This window comes from Paucilactobacillus wasatchensis (assembly GCF_000876205.1).
GTDB lineage: Bacteria > Bacillota > Bacilli > Lactobacillales > Lactobacillaceae > Paucilactobacillus > Paucilactobacillus wasatchensis.
Genome location: NZ_AWTT01000011.1, coordinates 14139 through 30982, shown reverse-complemented (window position 1 = coordinate 30982; position 16844 = coordinate 14139). Strand labels below are relative to the sequence as shown.

16 protein-coding genes and 1 other annotated feature are annotated in these 16844 nt (G+C 41.2%); of the genes, 13 read left to right on the top strand and 3 right to left on the bottom strand.

What is annotated here, in order from left to right; genetic code table 11:
* Window positions 1-9: 9 nt before the first annotated feature.
* Entirely contained in the window at window positions 10-894 is an 885-nt protein-coding gene (locus tag WDC_RS03170; RefSeq protein WP_044010368.1) for a DegV family protein, read from the bottom strand.
* A 142-nt stretch (window positions 895-1036) separates the two neighbouring features.
* Between WDC_RS03170 and WDC_RS03165 the strand changes: the two genes are divergently transcribed.
* The 4 genes from WDC_RS03165 to WDC_RS03150 all read left to right on the top strand — a co-directional run bounded on the left by WDC_RS03165 (window position 1037) and on the right by WDC_RS03150 (window position 4214).
* Window positions 1037-1363 (top strand): hypothetical protein, encoded by a 327-nt coding sequence (locus WDC_RS03165; protein ID WP_044010367.1) that lies wholly within the window; start codon window positions 1037-1039, stop codon window positions 1361-1363.
* An 81-nt stretch (window positions 1364-1444) separates the two neighbouring features.
* Window positions 1445-1669, top strand: a binding site (T-box leader).
* 139 nt (window positions 1670-1808) lie between these two features.
* Window positions 1809-2609 carry a transporter substrate-binding domain-containing protein gene (locus WDC_RS03160; RefSeq protein WP_044010366.1) on the top strand — a complete coding sequence of 267 codons (801 nt, stop codon included), beginning with the start codon at window positions 1809-1811 and terminating at the stop codon, window positions 2607-2609.
* Between the two features lie 173 nt (window positions 2610-2782).
* Window positions 2783-3478, top strand: coding sequence for an amino acid ABC transporter permease (locus tag WDC_RS03155; RefSeq protein ID WP_044010365.1), 696 nt, complete (start codon window positions 2783-2785; stop codon window positions 3476-3478).
* Between the two features lies 1 nt (window position 3479).
* The gene (locus WDC_RS03150) at window positions 3480-4214 is read left to right on the top strand and encodes an amino acid ABC transporter ATP-binding protein (protein ID WP_044010364.1); all 735 of its coding nucleotides are present in this window, start codon (window positions 3480-3482) and stop codon (window positions 4212-4214) included.
* 277 nt (window positions 4215-4491) lie between these two features.
* Here WDC_RS03150 and WDC_RS03145 read toward each other — a convergent pair whose 3' ends face one another.
* Both WDC_RS03145 and WDC_RS03140 read right to left on the bottom strand, forming a co-directional pair.
* Window positions 4492-4719: a hypothetical protein gene (locus WDC_RS03145; RefSeq protein ID WP_044010363.1), complete on the bottom strand. Its 228-nt coding sequence runs from the start codon at window positions 4717-4719 to the stop codon at window positions 4492-4494.
* A 24-nt stretch (window positions 4720-4743) separates the two neighbouring features.
* A complete protein-coding gene (locus WDC_RS03140; RefSeq protein WP_044010362.1) occupies window positions 4744-5253 on the bottom strand; it encodes a YbhB/YbcL family Raf kinase inhibitor-like protein in 510 nt (169 codons plus the stop codon).
* Window positions 5254-6032: 779 nt separating this feature from the next.
* Here WDC_RS03140 and WDC_RS03135 point away from each other — a divergent pair.
* From WDC_RS03135 to WDC_RS03095, 9 genes are all read left to right on the top strand, one after another.
* Window positions 6033-7469, top strand: a complete 1437-nt coding sequence (locus tag WDC_RS03135; protein WP_044010361.1) for an anthranilate synthase component I family protein — start codon at window positions 6033-6035, stop codon at window positions 7467-7469.
* A gap of 1 nt (window position 7470) precedes the next feature.
* Window positions 7471-8079, top strand: coding sequence for an anthranilate synthase component II (locus WDC_RS03130; RefSeq protein ID WP_044010360.1), 609 nt, complete (start codon window positions 7471-7473; stop codon window positions 8077-8079).
* A 680-nt stretch (window positions 8080-8759) separates the two neighbouring features.
* Window positions 8760-9776, top strand: coding sequence for an anthranilate phosphoribosyltransferase (gene trpD / locus WDC_RS03125; protein WP_044010359.1), 1017 nt, complete (start codon window positions 8760-8762; stop codon window positions 9774-9776).
* Window positions 9773-10570, top strand: a complete 798-nt coding sequence (gene trpC, locus WDC_RS03120; RefSeq protein ID WP_044010358.1) for an indole-3-glycerol phosphate synthase TrpC — start codon at window positions 9773-9775, stop codon at window positions 10568-10570. Before trpD ends, trpC begins: the two co-directional genes overlap by 4 nt.
* Window positions 10557-11153, top strand: coding sequence for a phosphoribosylanthranilate isomerase (locus WDC_RS03115; RefSeq protein ID WP_044010357.1), 597 nt, complete (start codon window positions 10557-10559; stop codon window positions 11151-11153). Before trpC ends, WDC_RS03115 begins: the two co-directional genes overlap by 14 nt.
* Entirely contained in the window at window positions 11128-12336 is a 1209-nt protein-coding gene (gene trpB / locus WDC_RS03110) for a tryptophan synthase subunit beta (protein ID WP_044010356.1), read from the top strand. The genes WDC_RS03115 and trpB overlap by 26 nt, the downstream gene beginning before the upstream one ends.
* A complete protein-coding gene (trpA, locus tag WDC_RS03105) occupies window positions 12329-13108 on the top strand; it encodes a tryptophan synthase subunit alpha (protein ID WP_044010355.1) in 780 nt (259 codons plus the stop codon). The genes trpB and trpA overlap by 8 nt, the downstream gene beginning before the upstream one ends.
* A 185-nt stretch (window positions 13109-13293) precedes the next feature.
* The gene (locus WDC_RS03100) at window positions 13294-15324 is read left to right on the top strand and encodes an alpha-glucosidase (RefSeq protein WP_044010354.1); all 2031 of its coding nucleotides are present in this window, start codon (window positions 13294-13296) and stop codon (window positions 15322-15324) included.
* A gap of 134 nt (window positions 15325-15458) precedes the next feature.
* The gene (locus tag WDC_RS03095) at window positions 15459-16829 is read left to right on the top strand and encodes an aldehyde dehydrogenase family protein (protein WP_044010353.1); all 1371 of its coding nucleotides are present in this window, start codon (window positions 15459-15461) and stop codon (window positions 16827-16829) included.
* The last annotated feature ends 15 nt before the right edge of the window (window positions 16830-16844 follow it).

Here is a 16844-nt window from a genome sequence, read left to right as displayed (position 1 = left end):
TAGCTATTTTTATGAAGGCATGCTTTCCGCTGCCAGTTTTTGCCAATCGTAAGCCCACACAAAGCCCATCGTTTTTTCACCTGTGTGAACACTGATCACGGGGCCGAGATGACTGGAGCTAACCGGAATATCAGGAAAGTCATCTTTAAATGTTTTCACCCATTTTTGATTTGTTTCTGGGGCATTGGCATCGATAATCGTGACCCGGACCGGATAATTGAGCTTAGCTAAGTCTGCGGTGAAGTCATTTAATGCCCGTTGAAAGGCTTTTTTCATGGTACGCTCTTTGCCTAGCGCCACGATTTGGCCGCGCTCGTTAAAGGTCAATAATGGTTTAATGCGCAATAAATTGCCAACAAAGGCAGAACTATTTGAAATTCTTCCGGTGCGCAAGAGGTGACCTAGGTCATCGACCATAAAGTAGACGGAAGTGGTATTGCGCAATTTTTCTAGTGCTGGCATGATTGAATCAGCGTGAGCGCCATCTTGTACCATCTTACCTGCCAGCAATGCCATATTAGCTTCACCGGCACTCGCAATTTTGGAATCAAATGGATAAACTTTTAATTTATCGTAGTCTCGAGCAAATACGGATAAATTATCAAAGAAACTAGTAATGCCGGAGGATAAGTGAATTGAAATTACTTCATCGTAACCAGCGGCTGCAAGTTGATCGTACGCCGCTTCCATTTGGGCCATTGTGATTTGAGCTGTTGTTGGTAAATTCGATTCGGTGCGCATTCGTTCGAAGAAAGTAGGCGAATCAATATCAATATTTTCTAAAAAGGCTTGTTGGTCAAAAATGACAGTAATTGGCATTACCGTTAAATTGAATTGTTCTATTTGCTCTGGTGATAGATAAGCTGCGCTATCTGTCACAACCGTTGTTTTCATAAAATTGACCTCTCTAATGTTTGTTTAGTGCTTCCATTATAACTAACCCGGGGTTAAATACAACAGCAAACGATTATCTGACTTCTGGGTAAGACTGGTATAATGGAAACAACGAAAATTAGTGAAAGGAAACACAGTAAAGATGAGTTTAGCCATACCTGAAAACATGGAAGAAGTAATGATGCGGCAAGCAATGCTTAAGTCACATGGGCAAGAGGTAACCGTGGATGAGATTATTCAACAGTCTGTTTTGGATGTATTACAGGCCTTTGTGGACCAAGATTTGGATGGCCACTATGATGAAGTAAAGTGGGTGCAAAAGCAGTTGGTAATTTATGATTTATCGCACGATGAAACTGCACGTATTGCACCACGGACTGAAACGTTTGTGATGGATTTTAAAACAAATTCACAAGCAGTTTTATTACAGCTGGAAGATGCAGCTAAAAAGGCAGTTGGTTCACGGTAATGGGACTTAATTAAGTAAAATAGGTTTTAGTTGTTGACAAGAGTCATAATTCGTTCTATGATTTTGTTCAATCATAAATATTAAAAAAAGATGAAAAGATGAGTACATTTTTAATAATTGCCAATTAGAAATCTTCGGTAGCTGAAAAGAAGAGCAATTAAAAAATGGAAGATGGTCTTGGTATTCGGGTGGTCGAGCAAGTTGTAAGACCACCATGGTGCGCTCATTATGGCGTAATGTTCTTACATGAGAAAGCATGCTCGTATGCTTTAAATTAAGGTGGTACCACGACAAGTCGTCCTTATTCCAATCTATTTGGAATGAGGACTTTTTTTGGGGGTAATTATATTGGGAAAAAAGATAACACGGGTTCAAATACGTGATGCATTGTGTTAAATCACGGTAATTAGTTGGTTTGGTTGTAAATTCAAGGAGGATGAATGGAATGAAGAAATGGGTTAAAAGAATTGGTATTTTCGGGTTGGGATTGTTGGTAGCGGTGACGTTAACGGCTTGTGGCAAACAAAGTTCAAATAGTAATAAGCCTCAATTGAAGACGTCGGGAACGTTGACAATTGGTTTGGAAGGCACATTTGCGCCATATTCATATCGTGAAAACGGCAAATTAACTGGTTTTGAAGTTGAATTAGGTAAAGCAATTGCCAAAAAAGCTGGCTTGAAGGCTAAATTTGTTCCAACAAAGTGGGATTCGTTGATCGCTGGTGTCGGCGATAGGAAGTTTGACGTCGTCTTAAACGATGTTACGATCACAAAAGCACGGCAAAAGCATTATGATTTTGCAACACCGTACATTTATTCTAAGACAGTTTTAATTACGAAGAAAAATAATACGGATATCAAGAGTATTGATGACATTAAGGGTAAGAAAATTGCGGTCGGTACTGGGACAGATAATGCTGTTCAAGCAAAAAAATACGGTGCTGATATTTTGTCATCAAGTCAATTTTCAGACACCCTCGCTTTGATTGAACAGGGACGCGCAGAAGGAACTTTGAATTCACGTGAGGCATTCTTGGCTTACTTAAAAGACAATCCTAAGGCGGATCTGAAGTATCAGGTTGTCCCAACAAGTAAAGTTAAAGCCGCTAAAATTGCTCCTCTGATTAGCAAAGATAATCCTGGATTGAAGAAAAAGATTAATAAAGCAATTAAGGAATTACGTGCTGATGGAACGTTGAAAAAACTTTCTAACAAGTATTTCACTTCTGATATTACGGAAAAATAGTATAATGGTGTTGTTTGGTAATAATGAATTTATTTTTGAAACGTGTTAAAGCAACCAAATTCCTCGAGCTAACTTAATTAACCACCCTTCGCTAAAGATGCGAACAGCGGTTAATTAAGTTAGCTTACGGAGCTTGTGCGGTTGCTTTAACACTCTACTTAGAAGGGAATATTATGTGGAACACCATTGTTAACTCAACTCCAGAAATATTTTGGGCCGGAATTAAATTTACAATTCCGCTGACACTGATTTCGTTTGCGATTGGATTCGTGATCGCGGTAGTAACGGCGCTAGTTCGAACTTCTACACCTAAAGGCAATCCGGTTGTTGCCGGCTTATGGGGGCTTTTAAAGCTATTTTTAAGTTTCTATGTGTGGCTCTTCCGGTCCACGCCTTTGCTAGTTCAATTGTTTATTGTTTTCTTTGGACTACCCAATATTGGAATTCAATTTGATGCTTTTTCCGCAGGCATTATCACGTTTTCATTGAATACGGGTGCTTACTGTTCGGAGACTGTTCGTGGTGCTATTTCGTCGATTCCAGATAGTCAGTGGGAAGCTGCCTATTCAATTGGAATGACATATCGGCAAGTGCTGTTTCGGATTGTCTTTCCACAAGCGCTGCGGGTTGCGCTGCCACCACTTTCGAACTCGTTTATTGGCTTGGTTAAAGATACATCGTTGGCTAGTTCAATCACGATTTTGGAAATGTTCATGGTCAGCCAACAGATTGCGGCTAAAAATTATGAACCGTTGTTAATGTATTCGATTGTGGCAGTTGTCTATGCCGTTTTCTGTACAGTGTTAAGTGTGGCACAACATTATCTTGAACGGTACATGTCGCGCTATGTGCAAGTGACGGGGGAATAATATGATTAAGCTAGAACATGTGGATAAACAATTTGCCGATCATCATGCCTTGAATGATATTAATGTTGAATTTCCAGAGCATGAAACGACCGTTATTCTTGGTCCCTCAGGCGCGGGAAAATCAACACTATTACGCTCGTTGAATTTGCTGGAACGCCCACAAAGTGGCATCTATCAGATTAATGATGAGAAAGTTGATTTTTCACAAGAATTGTCAACTAGCCAAATTTTACGAGTTCGCCGGAAGACTGGAATGGTTTTTCAGAGTTGGAATTTATTTCCACATTTAACGATCTTACAAAATATTACTGAGGGCCCGATTCATGTTTTGAAACAATCTAAACAAGAGGCTGAAGCTAATGCAACCAAACTATTGCAGCAGGTTGGATTAGATGGCACTCAGCATCGTTATCCGAGCCAGCTGTCTGGTGGACAACAACAGCGAATCTCGATTTGTCGGGCGTTAGCAATGGATCCAGAATATATCTTGTTTGATGAACCAACAAGTGCGCTGGACCCTGAGTTGGAAGCACAGGTTTTGCATGTATTATTAACGCTGGCACAAAGTAAGCAATCGATGATTGTGGTGACTCACAACATGGAATTTGCCCGCCGAGTGGCTACTAAAATAATATTTGTGGAAGATGGCAAGGTTGAATTTGATGGTACGCCATCAGAATTTTTTGACCATCCAACAGATAGAATTCATGCATTCTTGAATGGCATGCAATTTTAGAGCACAAACTGGCACGAGTTGGTGCCTGGGAATAATGTAAAGAAGACCACCACCGCGATTTTAATCTGAAGTTGCGGCGGTAGTCTTCTTTGCGTTTTTGTGTAAGCATAGTTAGCAATGAACAAGTTCAAGCTTATTTGAATAGCTGACATGTGTTCACAGCTGCAATTGTCTAGGGCTAAACTAATAAAGGTAATCGAGCAATCAAAGACCGATTACTCAATTACCTTTATTAGCTTAGCCTACGACAACTTAGCGCGGCTGTTCACACTATATATTAAATGCGCTTTGTGACCTCGTAACCCTGTGGATGGCTGCTGTGGTCTGATGGGAGGGCATCCTTTGCGTAGAAAATGGCGTATTCTTCGTCGCCTTTTCCTCTTGCGATTACCAGCTCGTCTTCTTTTTTCTTCTTTTTAAAAATCTGACCCTTACGAACGGCCTCATTGTAGTCATTGATGTTGGCGATTGAATCACCAGGATTAAAGAAAATTCTATTATCCATGAATATCCAACTCCTTCATAATTTTTATTTACGACTCAGTACTTCAACTTGAGCTGTCGCTAATACATGACCCTCAATGGCTCGATAAAATTCGTTGAGCCAATAGCCGTTTTCTAACGGTAAATTAGAATCCAGTGCATAGACAGTTAACGTGTAAGTATGGTCTTTGTCAGGTGGCTCTGGTCCCGTGTAGTGTCTGGTGATGATGGGATCAGTATTACCAACTAAAGCTCCTGCATTACTATTATTTCCTTGCAACATACTGAATGGATTATCACGACTCGCGTTTTCAGGGATGTTAGTAATGGTTGCTGGGATGTTAGCGGCAAGCCAATGAATCCAAACAAAGCCACCAACGGGTACAGCATCATAATCCAAAAAGGTTAGTGCAAAAGTTTTAGTTTCTTCAGGTGCAGCGTTGATTTGAAATGGGAACGAAACAACTGGCTGACCTTGATATTTTAATTTAGGATCCGCATATTGACCATATTGGTCTGGTAAAAAATTTTCATTCGTTGCAATTTTTATTTGCATCTACGATCGTCTCCCTTACTCCTAGCTAATGACTACATTATACATTTTTTTAGAACCAATGGGCTACCAATATGGATTTAAGAAAAAGCTTGACTTTTATTTCAAACCGTTCTAATCTATTGCTAACTTAATATTCGTCCACAAACCGATGAAGTGGAGATCAAAATAGCCGTGCATGTACAGAGAGTTGACAGTGCTGAGAGTTCAACCAGACGCAGACTATTAAATGGACCACGGAGGGAACGATGAACGGAGTGGGGAGAAGAGCGGTTAGATCATGAGCATTAGCGTGATTTAGTCAATGAGCCCTGAATTTGGGCTCATTGACTAAATTGGGCTAAGCACAGTGATCTGCTCTTCGGAACACGTTCTAACTAGAACATGAACCGCCACTCCAAGTACCTCGTTACGTTAGGCAGACGTCAATTGCCAAGGATGTGTTAGCATCCTGCTGAGAGTGAACGAGTGTGATGACACGTGTAAAAACGTGTTGCGAGGAACTGATTCTTCCGCTTAGTCACAAAAGTTAAACAATGCGAAACCCGCATTATTCAACTTTTGCCACTAATGCTCAGGATCAAACCGTTCCTCTCCACACTCTTCAAAAAAAGGTGGTACCGCGGAAAAAACAACAAATCCGTCCTTGTAACGATTAATCGTTATGTGGATGGATTTTTTTGTTACTAATTTTTTGGAGGAATGCAATATGATAAAAGCAAAACGATGGCAAAGCCGGTTGTAATTTTAATATTCTTAACTAAAATAAAGAGGATAATATTATGAAACCAGCATTCGAAAAACTAAACCAATATGTACCAAAATTTAAATATGCACCAGTCAAACTAGAATTTTCCATGGAATCGTTTGATACCTACCAAGTTACAGATTACTTTGATCGGCAAAATCACGAGGCCTTCCAGCTGACGATTGATGATCGTAATCACGATCGATTTACGTATTTAGTTGTACGTCCAGCACAAAAAATAACCGTATACGATGGCTACATGGTTGTTAATCATAATGAGCTTCACCAAAATTCCCGTGACTATTTAAAGCAATTACTAGCAAAATATAAAACTCCTAAATTACCTGATTTTCCGCCGTTTAGTGGCGGTATTAGTGGGTATTTTGCTTATGAATATGCTAAGGGGGCAGTTAGCAAATTAGGCCAACTAGCAGCTCTGCCCGATCAACAACCCTTAGCACAGTTATTGGTAGTGGATGAGTTGATTGCCTATGACCACCAGCGTCATGTGTGTCAGCTAATTAAGCTGGTACAACTGGATCAACTGACAAGCAGCTATGCGACGGCGAAGCGACGATTAACCAATCTAAAAAATGAGTTACTAACAATTAAACCGCACTCTTTGCAACCATATCAACAGTTGTCAGACTTCACGCCGCAACAAACTCCAGCTCAATTTGAACAGGGTGTCACTCACATCAAACAAGATATTCACAATGGTGACATTTTTCAATTAATTTATTCGAATCCACAAGTGGCTAGGACAAGTGGCAGCTTAATTAAAATTGCCCAACAGTTGGCGGTTGATAATCCGTCGCCATATCAATTTTATTTTCATCATGATAATTACCAGGCAGCCGTTGCTTCTCCTGAGACGCTGGTGGCTCGTCATAATGACCAGTTATTAACATATCCCTTAGCTGGCACGCGTCGCCGTGGACGAACCGCAAAAGAGGATCAAACATTTGAACGGGAACTGACCACCAGCGTAAAGGAATTGTCAGAACATAACATGCTGGTCGACCTAGGTCGCAATGATTTAGGACGGGTTAGTCAAATTGGCTCTGTCAAAGTTACCAAACATGCCCAAATTTTACGTTTTTCTCAAGTAATGCACTTAGGCTCAACAGTGGAATCACAAGCCCAAGACCAACTGTCTGCAGTGGATTTATTGGATGCAGTTTTTCCAGCCGGAACATTATCTGGTGCACCTAAGGTAAGAGCGATGGAATTAATTTATCAGTACGAACAGTTAACGCGTGGCATTTATGGTGGCTGTTTTGGTTACTTTGATTTTAATGGGGATGTCGATATGGCAATTGGCATTCGGTTAGTTTATCAGGATAACAAACGGACGGTTATTCATAGCGGTGCTGGTATTGTCGCTGATAGTGATGCCCAGCATGAATACCAAGAATGTTTCAACAAAGCACGGGCAGTTAACCTAGCCGTTTCGAAAGTGAGTGAATGAAATGAGAGTTTTAATCGATAATTATGACAGTTTTACGTATAATCTGTACCAGCTAATCGGCGAATTGGATGATGATCTGATGGTGGTGAAAAATGATGAGATTAGCTTACCTGAGCTGATTGATTTGGCACCCACTGGTTTGATTTTATCTCCCGGACCGGGTCAACCGAGCGACGCTGGAATTAGCCTTGCTGCAACTAAATATTTTGCCGGTAAAATACCAATTTTAGGGGTGTGCATGGGTTTAGAGGTCATTTGTGAAGCGTTTGGCGGTCAACTAACCTACGCGCGTCGTTTAATGCATGGCAAAATTGATCGAATGACACTTGATAATGAGGATCCATTATTTGAAAACTGCCCACCAATGGTGAACGCTGCCAGGTATCATTCATTGGTTGTTGATCAAAAAGCATTGCCCGACAAATTGAACGTCACTGCACATTCTAGTGATGGTGATGTGATGGGATTGTCCCAACCTGAATTAGGAATTTACGGGGTTCAATTTCACCCAGAATCAATCATGACGGATGCTCAATTTGGACGGCAAATGATTCGAAATTTTCTCAAAATTAAATTAACCAGCGAAAAAAGGTTGACAAACATCTCATAAAGTTTTAATCTAATTTTAATTTAATAATTCGTCCACAAACCGATGAAGTGGAGATCAAAATAGCCGTGCATGTACAGAGAGTTGACAGTGCTGAGAGTTCAACCAGACGCAGACTATTAAATGGACCACGGAGGGAACGATGAACGGAGTGTGGAGAAGAGCGGTTAGATCATGAGCATTAGCGTGATTTAGTCAATGAGCCCTGAATTTGGGCTCATTGACTAAATTGGGCTAAGCACAGTGATCTGCTCTTCGGAACACGTTCTAACTAGAACATGAACCGCCACTCCAAGTACCTCGTTACGTTAGGCAGACGTCAATTGCCAAGGATGTGTTAGCATCCTGCTGAGAGTGAACGAGTGTGATGACACGTGTAAAAACGTGTTGCGAGGAACTGATTCTTCCGCTTAGTCACAAAAGTTAAACAATGCGAAACCCGCATTATTCAACTTTTGCCACTAATGCTCAGGATCAAACCGTTCCTCTCCACACTCTTCAAAAAAAGGTGGTACCGCGGAAAAAACAAAATCCGTCCTTGTAACGATTAATCGTTATGTGGGCGGATTTTTTATTTACAATCATTTGGAGGAAATCAATATGAAGACACTAAAACGATGGCAAAACTATAACTGGATATTCGCAGAAACTAAACAATTAAAAATTGAAATGAGGAATTTAACATGATTGAAACAGCAATTAAACAAGTAACTAACAAAGAAGATTTAACTTTTGACCAAGCACAGCAGGTAATGAACGAAATTATGAATGGCGAAACTAGTGATATTCAAATTGCATCATTTTTGACAGCTTTGAGCATGAAACATGAAACGGCCGATGAAATCGCCGGTAGCGCCAAATCAATGCGTGACCACGCGGCACCATTCCATGCCGGCGAACAAGTATTAGAAATTGTGGGCACTGGTGGTGATCACGCGAACACATTCAACATATCTACCACCTCTGCTTTGGTAATTGCCGCAGCAGGCGTACCGGTTGCCAAGCATGGTAATCGCGCAGCATCATCGAAGAGTGGTGCAGCGGATGTGCTCGAATCATTAGGTGTCAACATCAACTTACAACCACACCAAAGTGAAGAATTGCTACAAAAAATCGGAGTATGTTTCCTATTTGCCCAAGAATATCATCAAGCGATGCGGTTCGTGGCACCTGTACGTAAGACTTTAGGTATTCGAACAATTTTTAACATCCTCGGACCTCTGGCCAACCCAGCTCACGCTACACAACAATTATTAGGTGTTTACGATGAGAGCCTGTTGAAACCAATGACGCTTGTGCTAAATCAACTAGGTGTAACAGATGCAATGATCGTTCATGGCCAAGATGGTCTTGATGAAATCTCAATGAGCGCGCCAACCGATGTCGTTGAACTACGACATGGTACCACGACTGAATACACGATTGACCCTCGTAAATTTGGTTTCGACCTATGTAACAAACAAGATTTAGTTGGTGGGACGCCAGCACAAAATGCCCAAATCACACGTGACATTTTACAAGGACAAAAGAGTGCTAAACGAGATGTTGTGTTACTTAATGCTGGTGCGGCACTGCACATTGCTAAACCAGAACTCAGTATTGAAGATGGGATCACGTTAGCTCGTCAGTTAATCGACGATGGCAAGGCCCAACAAAAGTTAAACGAGTTAATTGAATTTACGAAGGAGGCAGTTGCATGATTTTAGATCAATTAGTAGCTGCCACCACCAAACGAGTCGCGCAGGCTAAACAACAACTACCCCTTGAGAAATTAAAACAGCAAGTAGCAAAACTGCCAATTAGTGATGAACGCCCATTTGAAAAAGCATTGAGCGGCAATGGAATGCATATTATTGCAGAGGTAAAAAAGGCTTCACCTTCAAAGGGTGTCATTGCAAAAGATTTTCCGTATCTAAAAATTGCCCAGGATTATGAAGAGGCCGGCGCCAACGCCATTTCAGTGTTAACGGAACCAGATTATTTTCAAGGATCATTAGAGTATCTACGCCAAATTGCCAATAAAGTTCAAACACCACTGTTACGCAAAGATTTCGTGATTGATGAATATATGCTCTATGAAGCTAAATTGGCTGGGGCTGCAGCGGTTTTATTAATTGTTAAAATCTTGACGGACCAGCAATTACAAGCTTATCTGACATTGGCAAACCAATTGGGGCTGTCTGCGTTAGTAGAAGCCCACAATGAAGATGAGATTGATCGAGCTGTTAAGGCACATGCTAGAATCATTGGCGTGAATAATCGTAATTTAAATGACTTTTCAGTAAACTTCAACAACAGCGAACAATTAAGAAAATTGGTACCACAAGATTGTATTTTCGTCGCAGAAAGCGGTGTTAAGAGCGGTGATGATACCGCAAAGTTGCGGCAAAATGGAATTAACGTTGCACTTGTTGGTGAGACATTAATGAAGTCGCCCAATAAGCTTGAAACAATGCGACAACTAAAGGGGCGTGTGGCGGTTGACCAAAGTTAAAATATGCGGATTAAAAACGATTGCTGACGTTCAAGCAGTTAACGATGCCCAACCAGAACTAGCAGGATTCGTTTTTGCACAGAGTAAGCGCCAGGTTACGGCAACACAGGCCGCAAACCTGAGAGCGCAGTTAGACAGCAATATTGATGCGGTTGGGGTGTTTGTTAATCCGACATTAGCTGAAATTAAGCCATTATTAAGTAGTCATACGATTCAATTAGTCCAAATACACGGGCAACAAAATCAGCAGCTGGTAGCTCAATTGCGACAGCTAGGAACTAAGGTAATCCAGGCCATTCAGCCCGGTGAACAATTGAAAGTGACAGCCGATTATGTCATGTATGATGGCCGCAAGCCAGGCAGCGGCACCACAATTGACTGGCAAACCATCGATGAAGAACAACGACCATTTTTTCTTGCTGGCGGATTAACACCAGACAATATTGAAACGGCAATCACAACTGTTTTGCCAGATTTTGTTGATGTTAGTTCGGGAGTAGAGACCGATGGCCATAAAGACGCAATGAAGATTATGAAATTTACACGGAGGGCACACAATGCAAGAAACAAAATCAGAAACTAACCAAGTAGGTCGCTTTGGCGAATATGGCGGCCAGTACATCCCAGAAACCTTAATGAGTGAAATTGATCGACTGACAGAGGCTTATGACCACTATAAAGATGATCCAGATTTTAAAGCAGAGTTGAAGGATTTACTAATTAACTACGCAAATCGGCCATCATTGCTTTACCATGCAGAAAGAATGAGTGCTGATTTGGGCGGCGCACAAATTTATTTCAAGCGTGAGGACTTAAACCATACCGGATCGCATAAAATTAATAATGTGCTTGGTCAGGTACTATTAGCTAAACGAATGGGTAAAACACGAATTATCGCAGAAACAGGCGCTGGCCAACACGGCGTTGCAACTGCCACTGTTGCTGCATTAATGGGGATGGAATGTGAAATCTTCATGGGGAAACTGGATACAGAGCGCCAAGCATTAAACGTTTATCGAATGGAACTACTGGGGGCCAAAGTTCATGCTATTAGTACTGGAACAGGGACCCTGAAAGATGCCGTTAATGCAGCGATGCAAGAGTGGACTCGTCGAATGGATGATACGCATTATGTGATTGGTTCAACGATGGGACCACATCCATTTCCAACCATGGTCCGCGATTTCCAGTCTGTTATAAGTAAGGAAATTAAAGCACAGTTATTAAAAGAAACAGGTAAATTACCTGATGCAGTGGTGGCTTGTGTTGGTGGCGGTAGTAATGCCATTGGTGCCTTTTACCATTTCATCAATGACCCGAGTGTAAAATTAATTGGTTGTGAGGCCGCCGGCAAAGGAATTCATACGGATAAAACAGCTGCCACACTTGAAACTGGCCGGATCGGTATTTTTCATGGCATGAAGTCACTATTCTGCCAAGATGATGATGGTGATATTGCACCAGTTTACTCGATTTCGGCGGGGTTAGACTATCCTGGAATTGGACCAGAACATGCAGCCTTACAAGCAAGCAAACGGGTTCAATATGTCGGAATTACGGACGACGAAGCAGTGGATGCCTTTGAATATATTGCACAAACTGAAGGAATTGTAGCTGCTATTGAAAGTTCCCACGCAGTCGCCTACGTTAGAAAATTAGCGCCAACAATGCGCAAAGATCAAATTATTGTTTGTAACTTATCTGGGCGCGGCGATAAAGATGTCGCTGCAATTGCCCGTTATCGGGGGGTGAATATTCATGACTAATTTACAGGCAGCATTTGCAGGAGAAAATACGTTTGTTGGATTTACGGTTGCTGGTGACCCATCAGTTGAAAAAAGTGTCGAATATGTAGTGGCCATGGCGCAAGCGGGCGCTGATGTGGTGGAATTAGGCATTCCGTTTAGTGACCCTGTGGCTGATGGTCCAGTAATTCAAGCGGCCGATTTACGGGCCTTTGCAGCGGATATTACCACTGATAAAATTTTTGCCATGGTGGCACAAATTCGCGAGCAGACTGACGTACCTTTGGTATTCCTATCATATGCCAATAAAATTTTTGATTATGGTTATGACAAATTTTATCAACGCTGCGAGGAGTTAAATGTTAGTGGCACAGTGATTCCTGATTTACCAGTTGAAGAACGTGACGAGATAGTACCATTTGCAACCAAACACGGTGTGTCGGTGATTCCGTTGGTTGCACCTACCTCGGATAAACGAATTCCTAAAATTGTGGCAGGCACTACTGGCTTTATCTACTTAGTTTCATCCTTAGGGGTGACTGGCGTTCGTGATGAGGTAGCGCATGATTTAATCCAAACAGTCCAACAAATTAAAGCAGTGACTGATACACCGGTAGTGGTTGGATTTGGAATTCATACAGCAAAACAAGTACAACAGATGAATCAGATTGCTGATGGGGCAATTGTGGGGTCTGGAATTGTTAAGCTGATTGAAAAAAATCCAAATGATGCAACTGAGGCAATTAAGGCTTATGTGCGCGAAATGAAGGGCAATGTTTCGGTTCAAAATTAAAATTAGATAGTTAGTTAGGCTGGAGGATAATATTCTTCAGTCTTTTTTTGACTGTTTTTTTGCATACTCTTAATTTAATTATCATTTTTTCTTTATACTTCCCGCACCCGCACTTCAAACTTATTTTATAAGATTGACACAATGTATTTTTATTCTTAGTCAATTGAAATGGAGTGTGGATTGATATGACAGCTACTCTTACAAAACGATTAACCTATGATGACGGACAGTTAACCTATAATAACCAATTAATTTTCTCTCATACGGATGCTTCCCCCATTTTGTTTTTAGGTCATGGCGCCGCTGACATTGATATGTATCGTGGTAATTTTGATATTAACGATCAAATAACAACTAAAATTCCTTTGTTTGTGACCGATGCTGATGTTACTGAAGAACAAGTTGAATTAGCCTTTGGGTTTAGAACTCAAACCTATTTAAAGCTCATTGCTCAATTAGATCACCAGCAAAGATTAGTCGTAACATTCAAATTGCTTCAGCCTGATTGGAATCGGCTGTGGGTGCGTCTAAATGCTGTTGCCACCGAGAAAATCTATGGGTGTGGTGAACAATTATCGTATTTCAATTTACGTGGTCGTCACTTCCCCCTATGGACTTCTGAACCAGGAGTTGGCCGCAACAAGCGGACGTTAACCACTCAGTTAGCAGATTATAGTGACCATGCTGGTGGCAATTATTACACCACAAATTATCCACAAGGAACCTTTATTTCTAGTGCTAAATATTATTGTCATACCGATTCGTCTTATTACGCGGATTTTGATTTTAGTAATCCGACATATCATGAATTACAATTTTGGGGCATGCCCACAGCACTCACTATTGAAACTGCAGCAACATTTGTCAAATTAATCGAAGAACTAACTAATTTAATTGGCCGGCAACCCAAATTACCAGATTGGATTAATGATGGCGTGATGCTAGGAGTTCAGGGTGGCACGAACCGAGTCCAAACAATTACCGATCGACTGCAAGAAAAAAATGTTAAATTAGCAGCACTATGGTGCCAAGATTGGCAAGGAATTCGAATGACTAGTTTTGGCAAGCGATTAATGTGGGAGTGGCAAGCTGATTCGAAATTATATCCCCAATTAACGGAACAAATTAAAACTTGGCAACACAATGATTTGCGCTTTTTAGCATACATCAACCCATACATTGCCAGTGATACATCCATGTTTGCCAATGCAGCTAAACATGGCTACTTTGCCAAGACTGATCGAGGTGATATCTACCTAGTCGACTTTGGCGAATTTGATTGTGGCGTGGTCGATTTGACTAACCCAGCGGCATTTGAATGGTTCAAATCTGTGATAAAAACTAACTTGATTGACATAGGCATTACCGGTTGGATGGCTGATTTTGGAGAATATTTGCCAACAGATGTGGTGCTATTTGATCAAAGTGACCCATTGGAAATGCATAATCAGTGGCCCAAATTATGGGCCAAATGTAATTATGAAGCAGTCCAAGAAGCAGGCAAGGGTGACGAAATTGTTTACTTCATGCGTGCCGGTGCCAATGGTAGTCAACCGTACACACCACTACTGTGGGCGGGCGACCAGAGCGTTAATTGGAGTCTAGATGATGGTTTAGCTTCCACGATTCCCGCAGCATTGTCAGCCGGAATGTCTGGTTTCGGTTTAAGCCATAGTGATATCGGCGGGTATACCAGTTTACATGGCAATATTCGTTCCAAAGAATTGTTTATGCGCTGGGCTGAGATGGGTAGCTTTTTACCGGTTATGAGGACCCACGAAGGCAATCGACCTGCAGAAAATTTTCAGGTTTATGACGATGACGAGGCAATGACTCATTTTGCGCACTGTAGTGACATTTTTGTGGCATTAAAACCCTATCGTCAAGCCATTATGAAAGAATACCAGGAACATGGCTTGCCCATGCAACGACCACTATTCATGCATTACGAAAATGATGCCCATGCTTACGATATTCAGTATGAATATTTATTTGGTCGCGATTTACTGGTTGCACCAGTCTACCAAGCACAACAAAGTCAATGGATAGTTTATTTACCAGACGACGAATGGGTTCATCTATGGAGTGGCCAAACATTTGGTGCTGGCCAACATCGAATTAACGCACCATTGGGCCAGCCACCAGTCTTCTTTCGGCGTCAATCTAAGTACGCGCAACTATTCGAACAATTTAATGAAAAAAATAGGAACATCTAATAAAATTCAAATTTAACGCAAAATATTGCCAAAATGTTCATTTGTTTTTCCTAAGTGGTGCATAAAGAAACCAAATGCGTTTGATAAAACTGTAGATAAGTTATTTTTTAACTAACCGAAGGGAGTAATCAACTATGAAATTTGACGTATTAAATCCATATTCAGAATCGATTGAAGCAACATTCACCATTAACAATCAACAATTAGTAGAAGCAGCACTAACAAATGCGAACCGTTATTTCGAAACTGCGAAAAGAGGTTCATTTGAACAACGCGCACAACAGTTGCATGCTATTGCAACCGCATTTCGTACCAATGCAAAACTGTTGGCCAAAACAGCAACCCAAAATATGGGTAAGCTATTGCAAGAGAGTTTACAAGAGGCAAATGCTGCAGCAAATATTGCTGATTACTATGCGAATAACGGCCCGGCAGCGTTAGTATCAAAAGATTATCAGTATCTGGGTACTAAGCGGGCTAAATTAACATATGAAGCAACTGGGATAGTACTGGCGATTGAACCATGGAATTTTCCGTATACCCAAGTAATGCGAGTGTTCGCTCCTAACTTTTTACTTGGCAACCCAGTGTTATTGAAACACGCCAAAATAGTAGCTGGTTGTGCCACAGTGTTTGAACAAACCGTTTGGCAAGCCGGCATTGAACATGGTGCGTTCCAAAATCTATTTGTTACCAATGAACAAGTTGCAGATATCATCAAGGATCAACGTGTTCAAGGCGTGGCATTAACTGGTTCTACTAAAGCAGGCAAAGTAGTGGCGAGTGAAGCCGCCCAGGCCATTACTAAAACAACGTTAGAGTTGGGTGGCAATGATGCCTTTTTAGTTTTACCAGGTGCAGATATTAAACAGGCTGCTAAAGACGCGGCAACATCACGATTGCGCAATAGTGGCCAAGTTTGTACATCGGCCAAACGGATGATTGTTCATCAAGATGTTGCTGATGAATTTACTGCAGCATTAATCAATGAATTTAAGTCGCGTCATATGGGTGACCCAATGGCTGAAACAACAACCCTGGCACCGTTAGCATCTAAATCAATTCAAACAACCCTGCAAAAACAAGTAAATCTTGCAATTCAACACGGCGCTAAGGAATTGGTTCATGGCGGGATTGATGATTCAAAAGCAGGCAACTTCTTTAGCCCGGTGCTACTAACCAACATTGATGAAGCTAACCCAATTTTTGATGAAGAATTGTTTGGACCAGTTGGTCAACTGCATGTGGTGGAGAGTACTGACGCAGCAATTAAATTGGCCAATCGGTCACAATATGGTTTAGCTGGTGCAGTTTATGCTGGTTCAATTGAGCAGGCACAAATGATCGCCAAACAATTAGAAACTGGGCAAGTCTTTATTAACCAACCATCGAACGGCTATCCCGAATTACCATTTGGTGGTGTCAAAAATTCAGGTTATGGTCGTGAAATGAGTGATTTAGCATTGTATGAATTTGCTAATCAAAAAATGATTGCGCTAGGTTAACCCCGGGCAAATGAA

Excerpts from the sequence above, each read along its gene's own strand:
- WDC_RS03140 (WP_044010362.1), bottom strand. The coding sequence starts at position 5,253 with ATGCAAATAAAAATTGCAACGAATGAAAATTTTTTACCAGACCAATAT.
- trpA (WP_044010355.1), top strand. The coding sequence starts at position 12,329 with ATGACTAATTTACAGGCAGCATTTGCAGGAGAAAATACGTTTGTTGGA.
- trpB (WP_044010356.1), top strand. The coding sequence starts at position 11,128 with ATGCAAGAAACAAAATCAGAAACTAACCAAGTAGGTCGCTTTGGCGAA.
- WDC_RS03095 (WP_044010353.1), top strand. The coding sequence starts at position 15,459 with ATGAAATTTGACGTATTAAATCCATATTCAGAATCGATTGAAGCAACA.
- trpD (WP_044010359.1), top strand. The coding sequence starts at position 8,760 with ATGATTGAAACAGCAATTAAACAAGTAACTAACAAAGAAGATTTAACT.
- WDC_RS03160 (WP_044010366.1), top strand. The coding sequence starts at position 1,809 with ATGAAGAAATGGGTTAAAAGAATTGGTATTTTCGGGTTGGGATTGTTG.
- WDC_RS03100 (WP_044010354.1), top strand. The coding sequence starts at position 13,294 with ATGACAGCTACTCTTACAAAACGATTAACCTATGATGACGGACAGTTA.
- WDC_RS03145 (WP_044010363.1), bottom strand. The coding sequence starts at position 4,719 with ATGGATAATAGAATTTTCTTTAATCCTGGTGATTCAATCGCCAACATC.
- WDC_RS03130 (WP_044010360.1), top strand. The coding sequence starts at position 7,471 with ATGAGAGTTTTAATCGATAATTATGACAGTTTTACGTATAATCTGTAC.
- WDC_RS03150 (WP_044010364.1), top strand. The coding sequence starts at position 3,480 with ATGATTAAGCTAGAACATGTGGATAAACAATTTGCCGATCATCATGCC.
- WDC_RS03155 (WP_044010365.1), top strand. The coding sequence starts at position 2,783 with ATGTGGAACACCATTGTTAACTCAACTCCAGAAATATTTTGGGCCGGA.
- WDC_RS03135 (WP_044010361.1), top strand. The coding sequence starts at position 6,033 with ATGAAACCAGCATTCGAAAAACTAAACCAATATGTACCAAAATTTAAA.
- WDC_RS03170 (WP_044010368.1), bottom strand. The coding sequence starts at position 894 with ATGAAAACAACGGTTGTGACAGATAGCGCAGCTTATCTATCACCAGAG.
- WDC_RS03165 (WP_044010367.1), top strand. The coding sequence starts at position 1,037 with ATGAGTTTAGCCATACCTGAAAACATGGAAGAAGTAATGATGCGGCAA.
- trpC (WP_044010358.1), top strand. The coding sequence starts at position 9,773 with ATGATTTTAGATCAATTAGTAGCTGCCACCACCAAACGAGTCGCGCAG.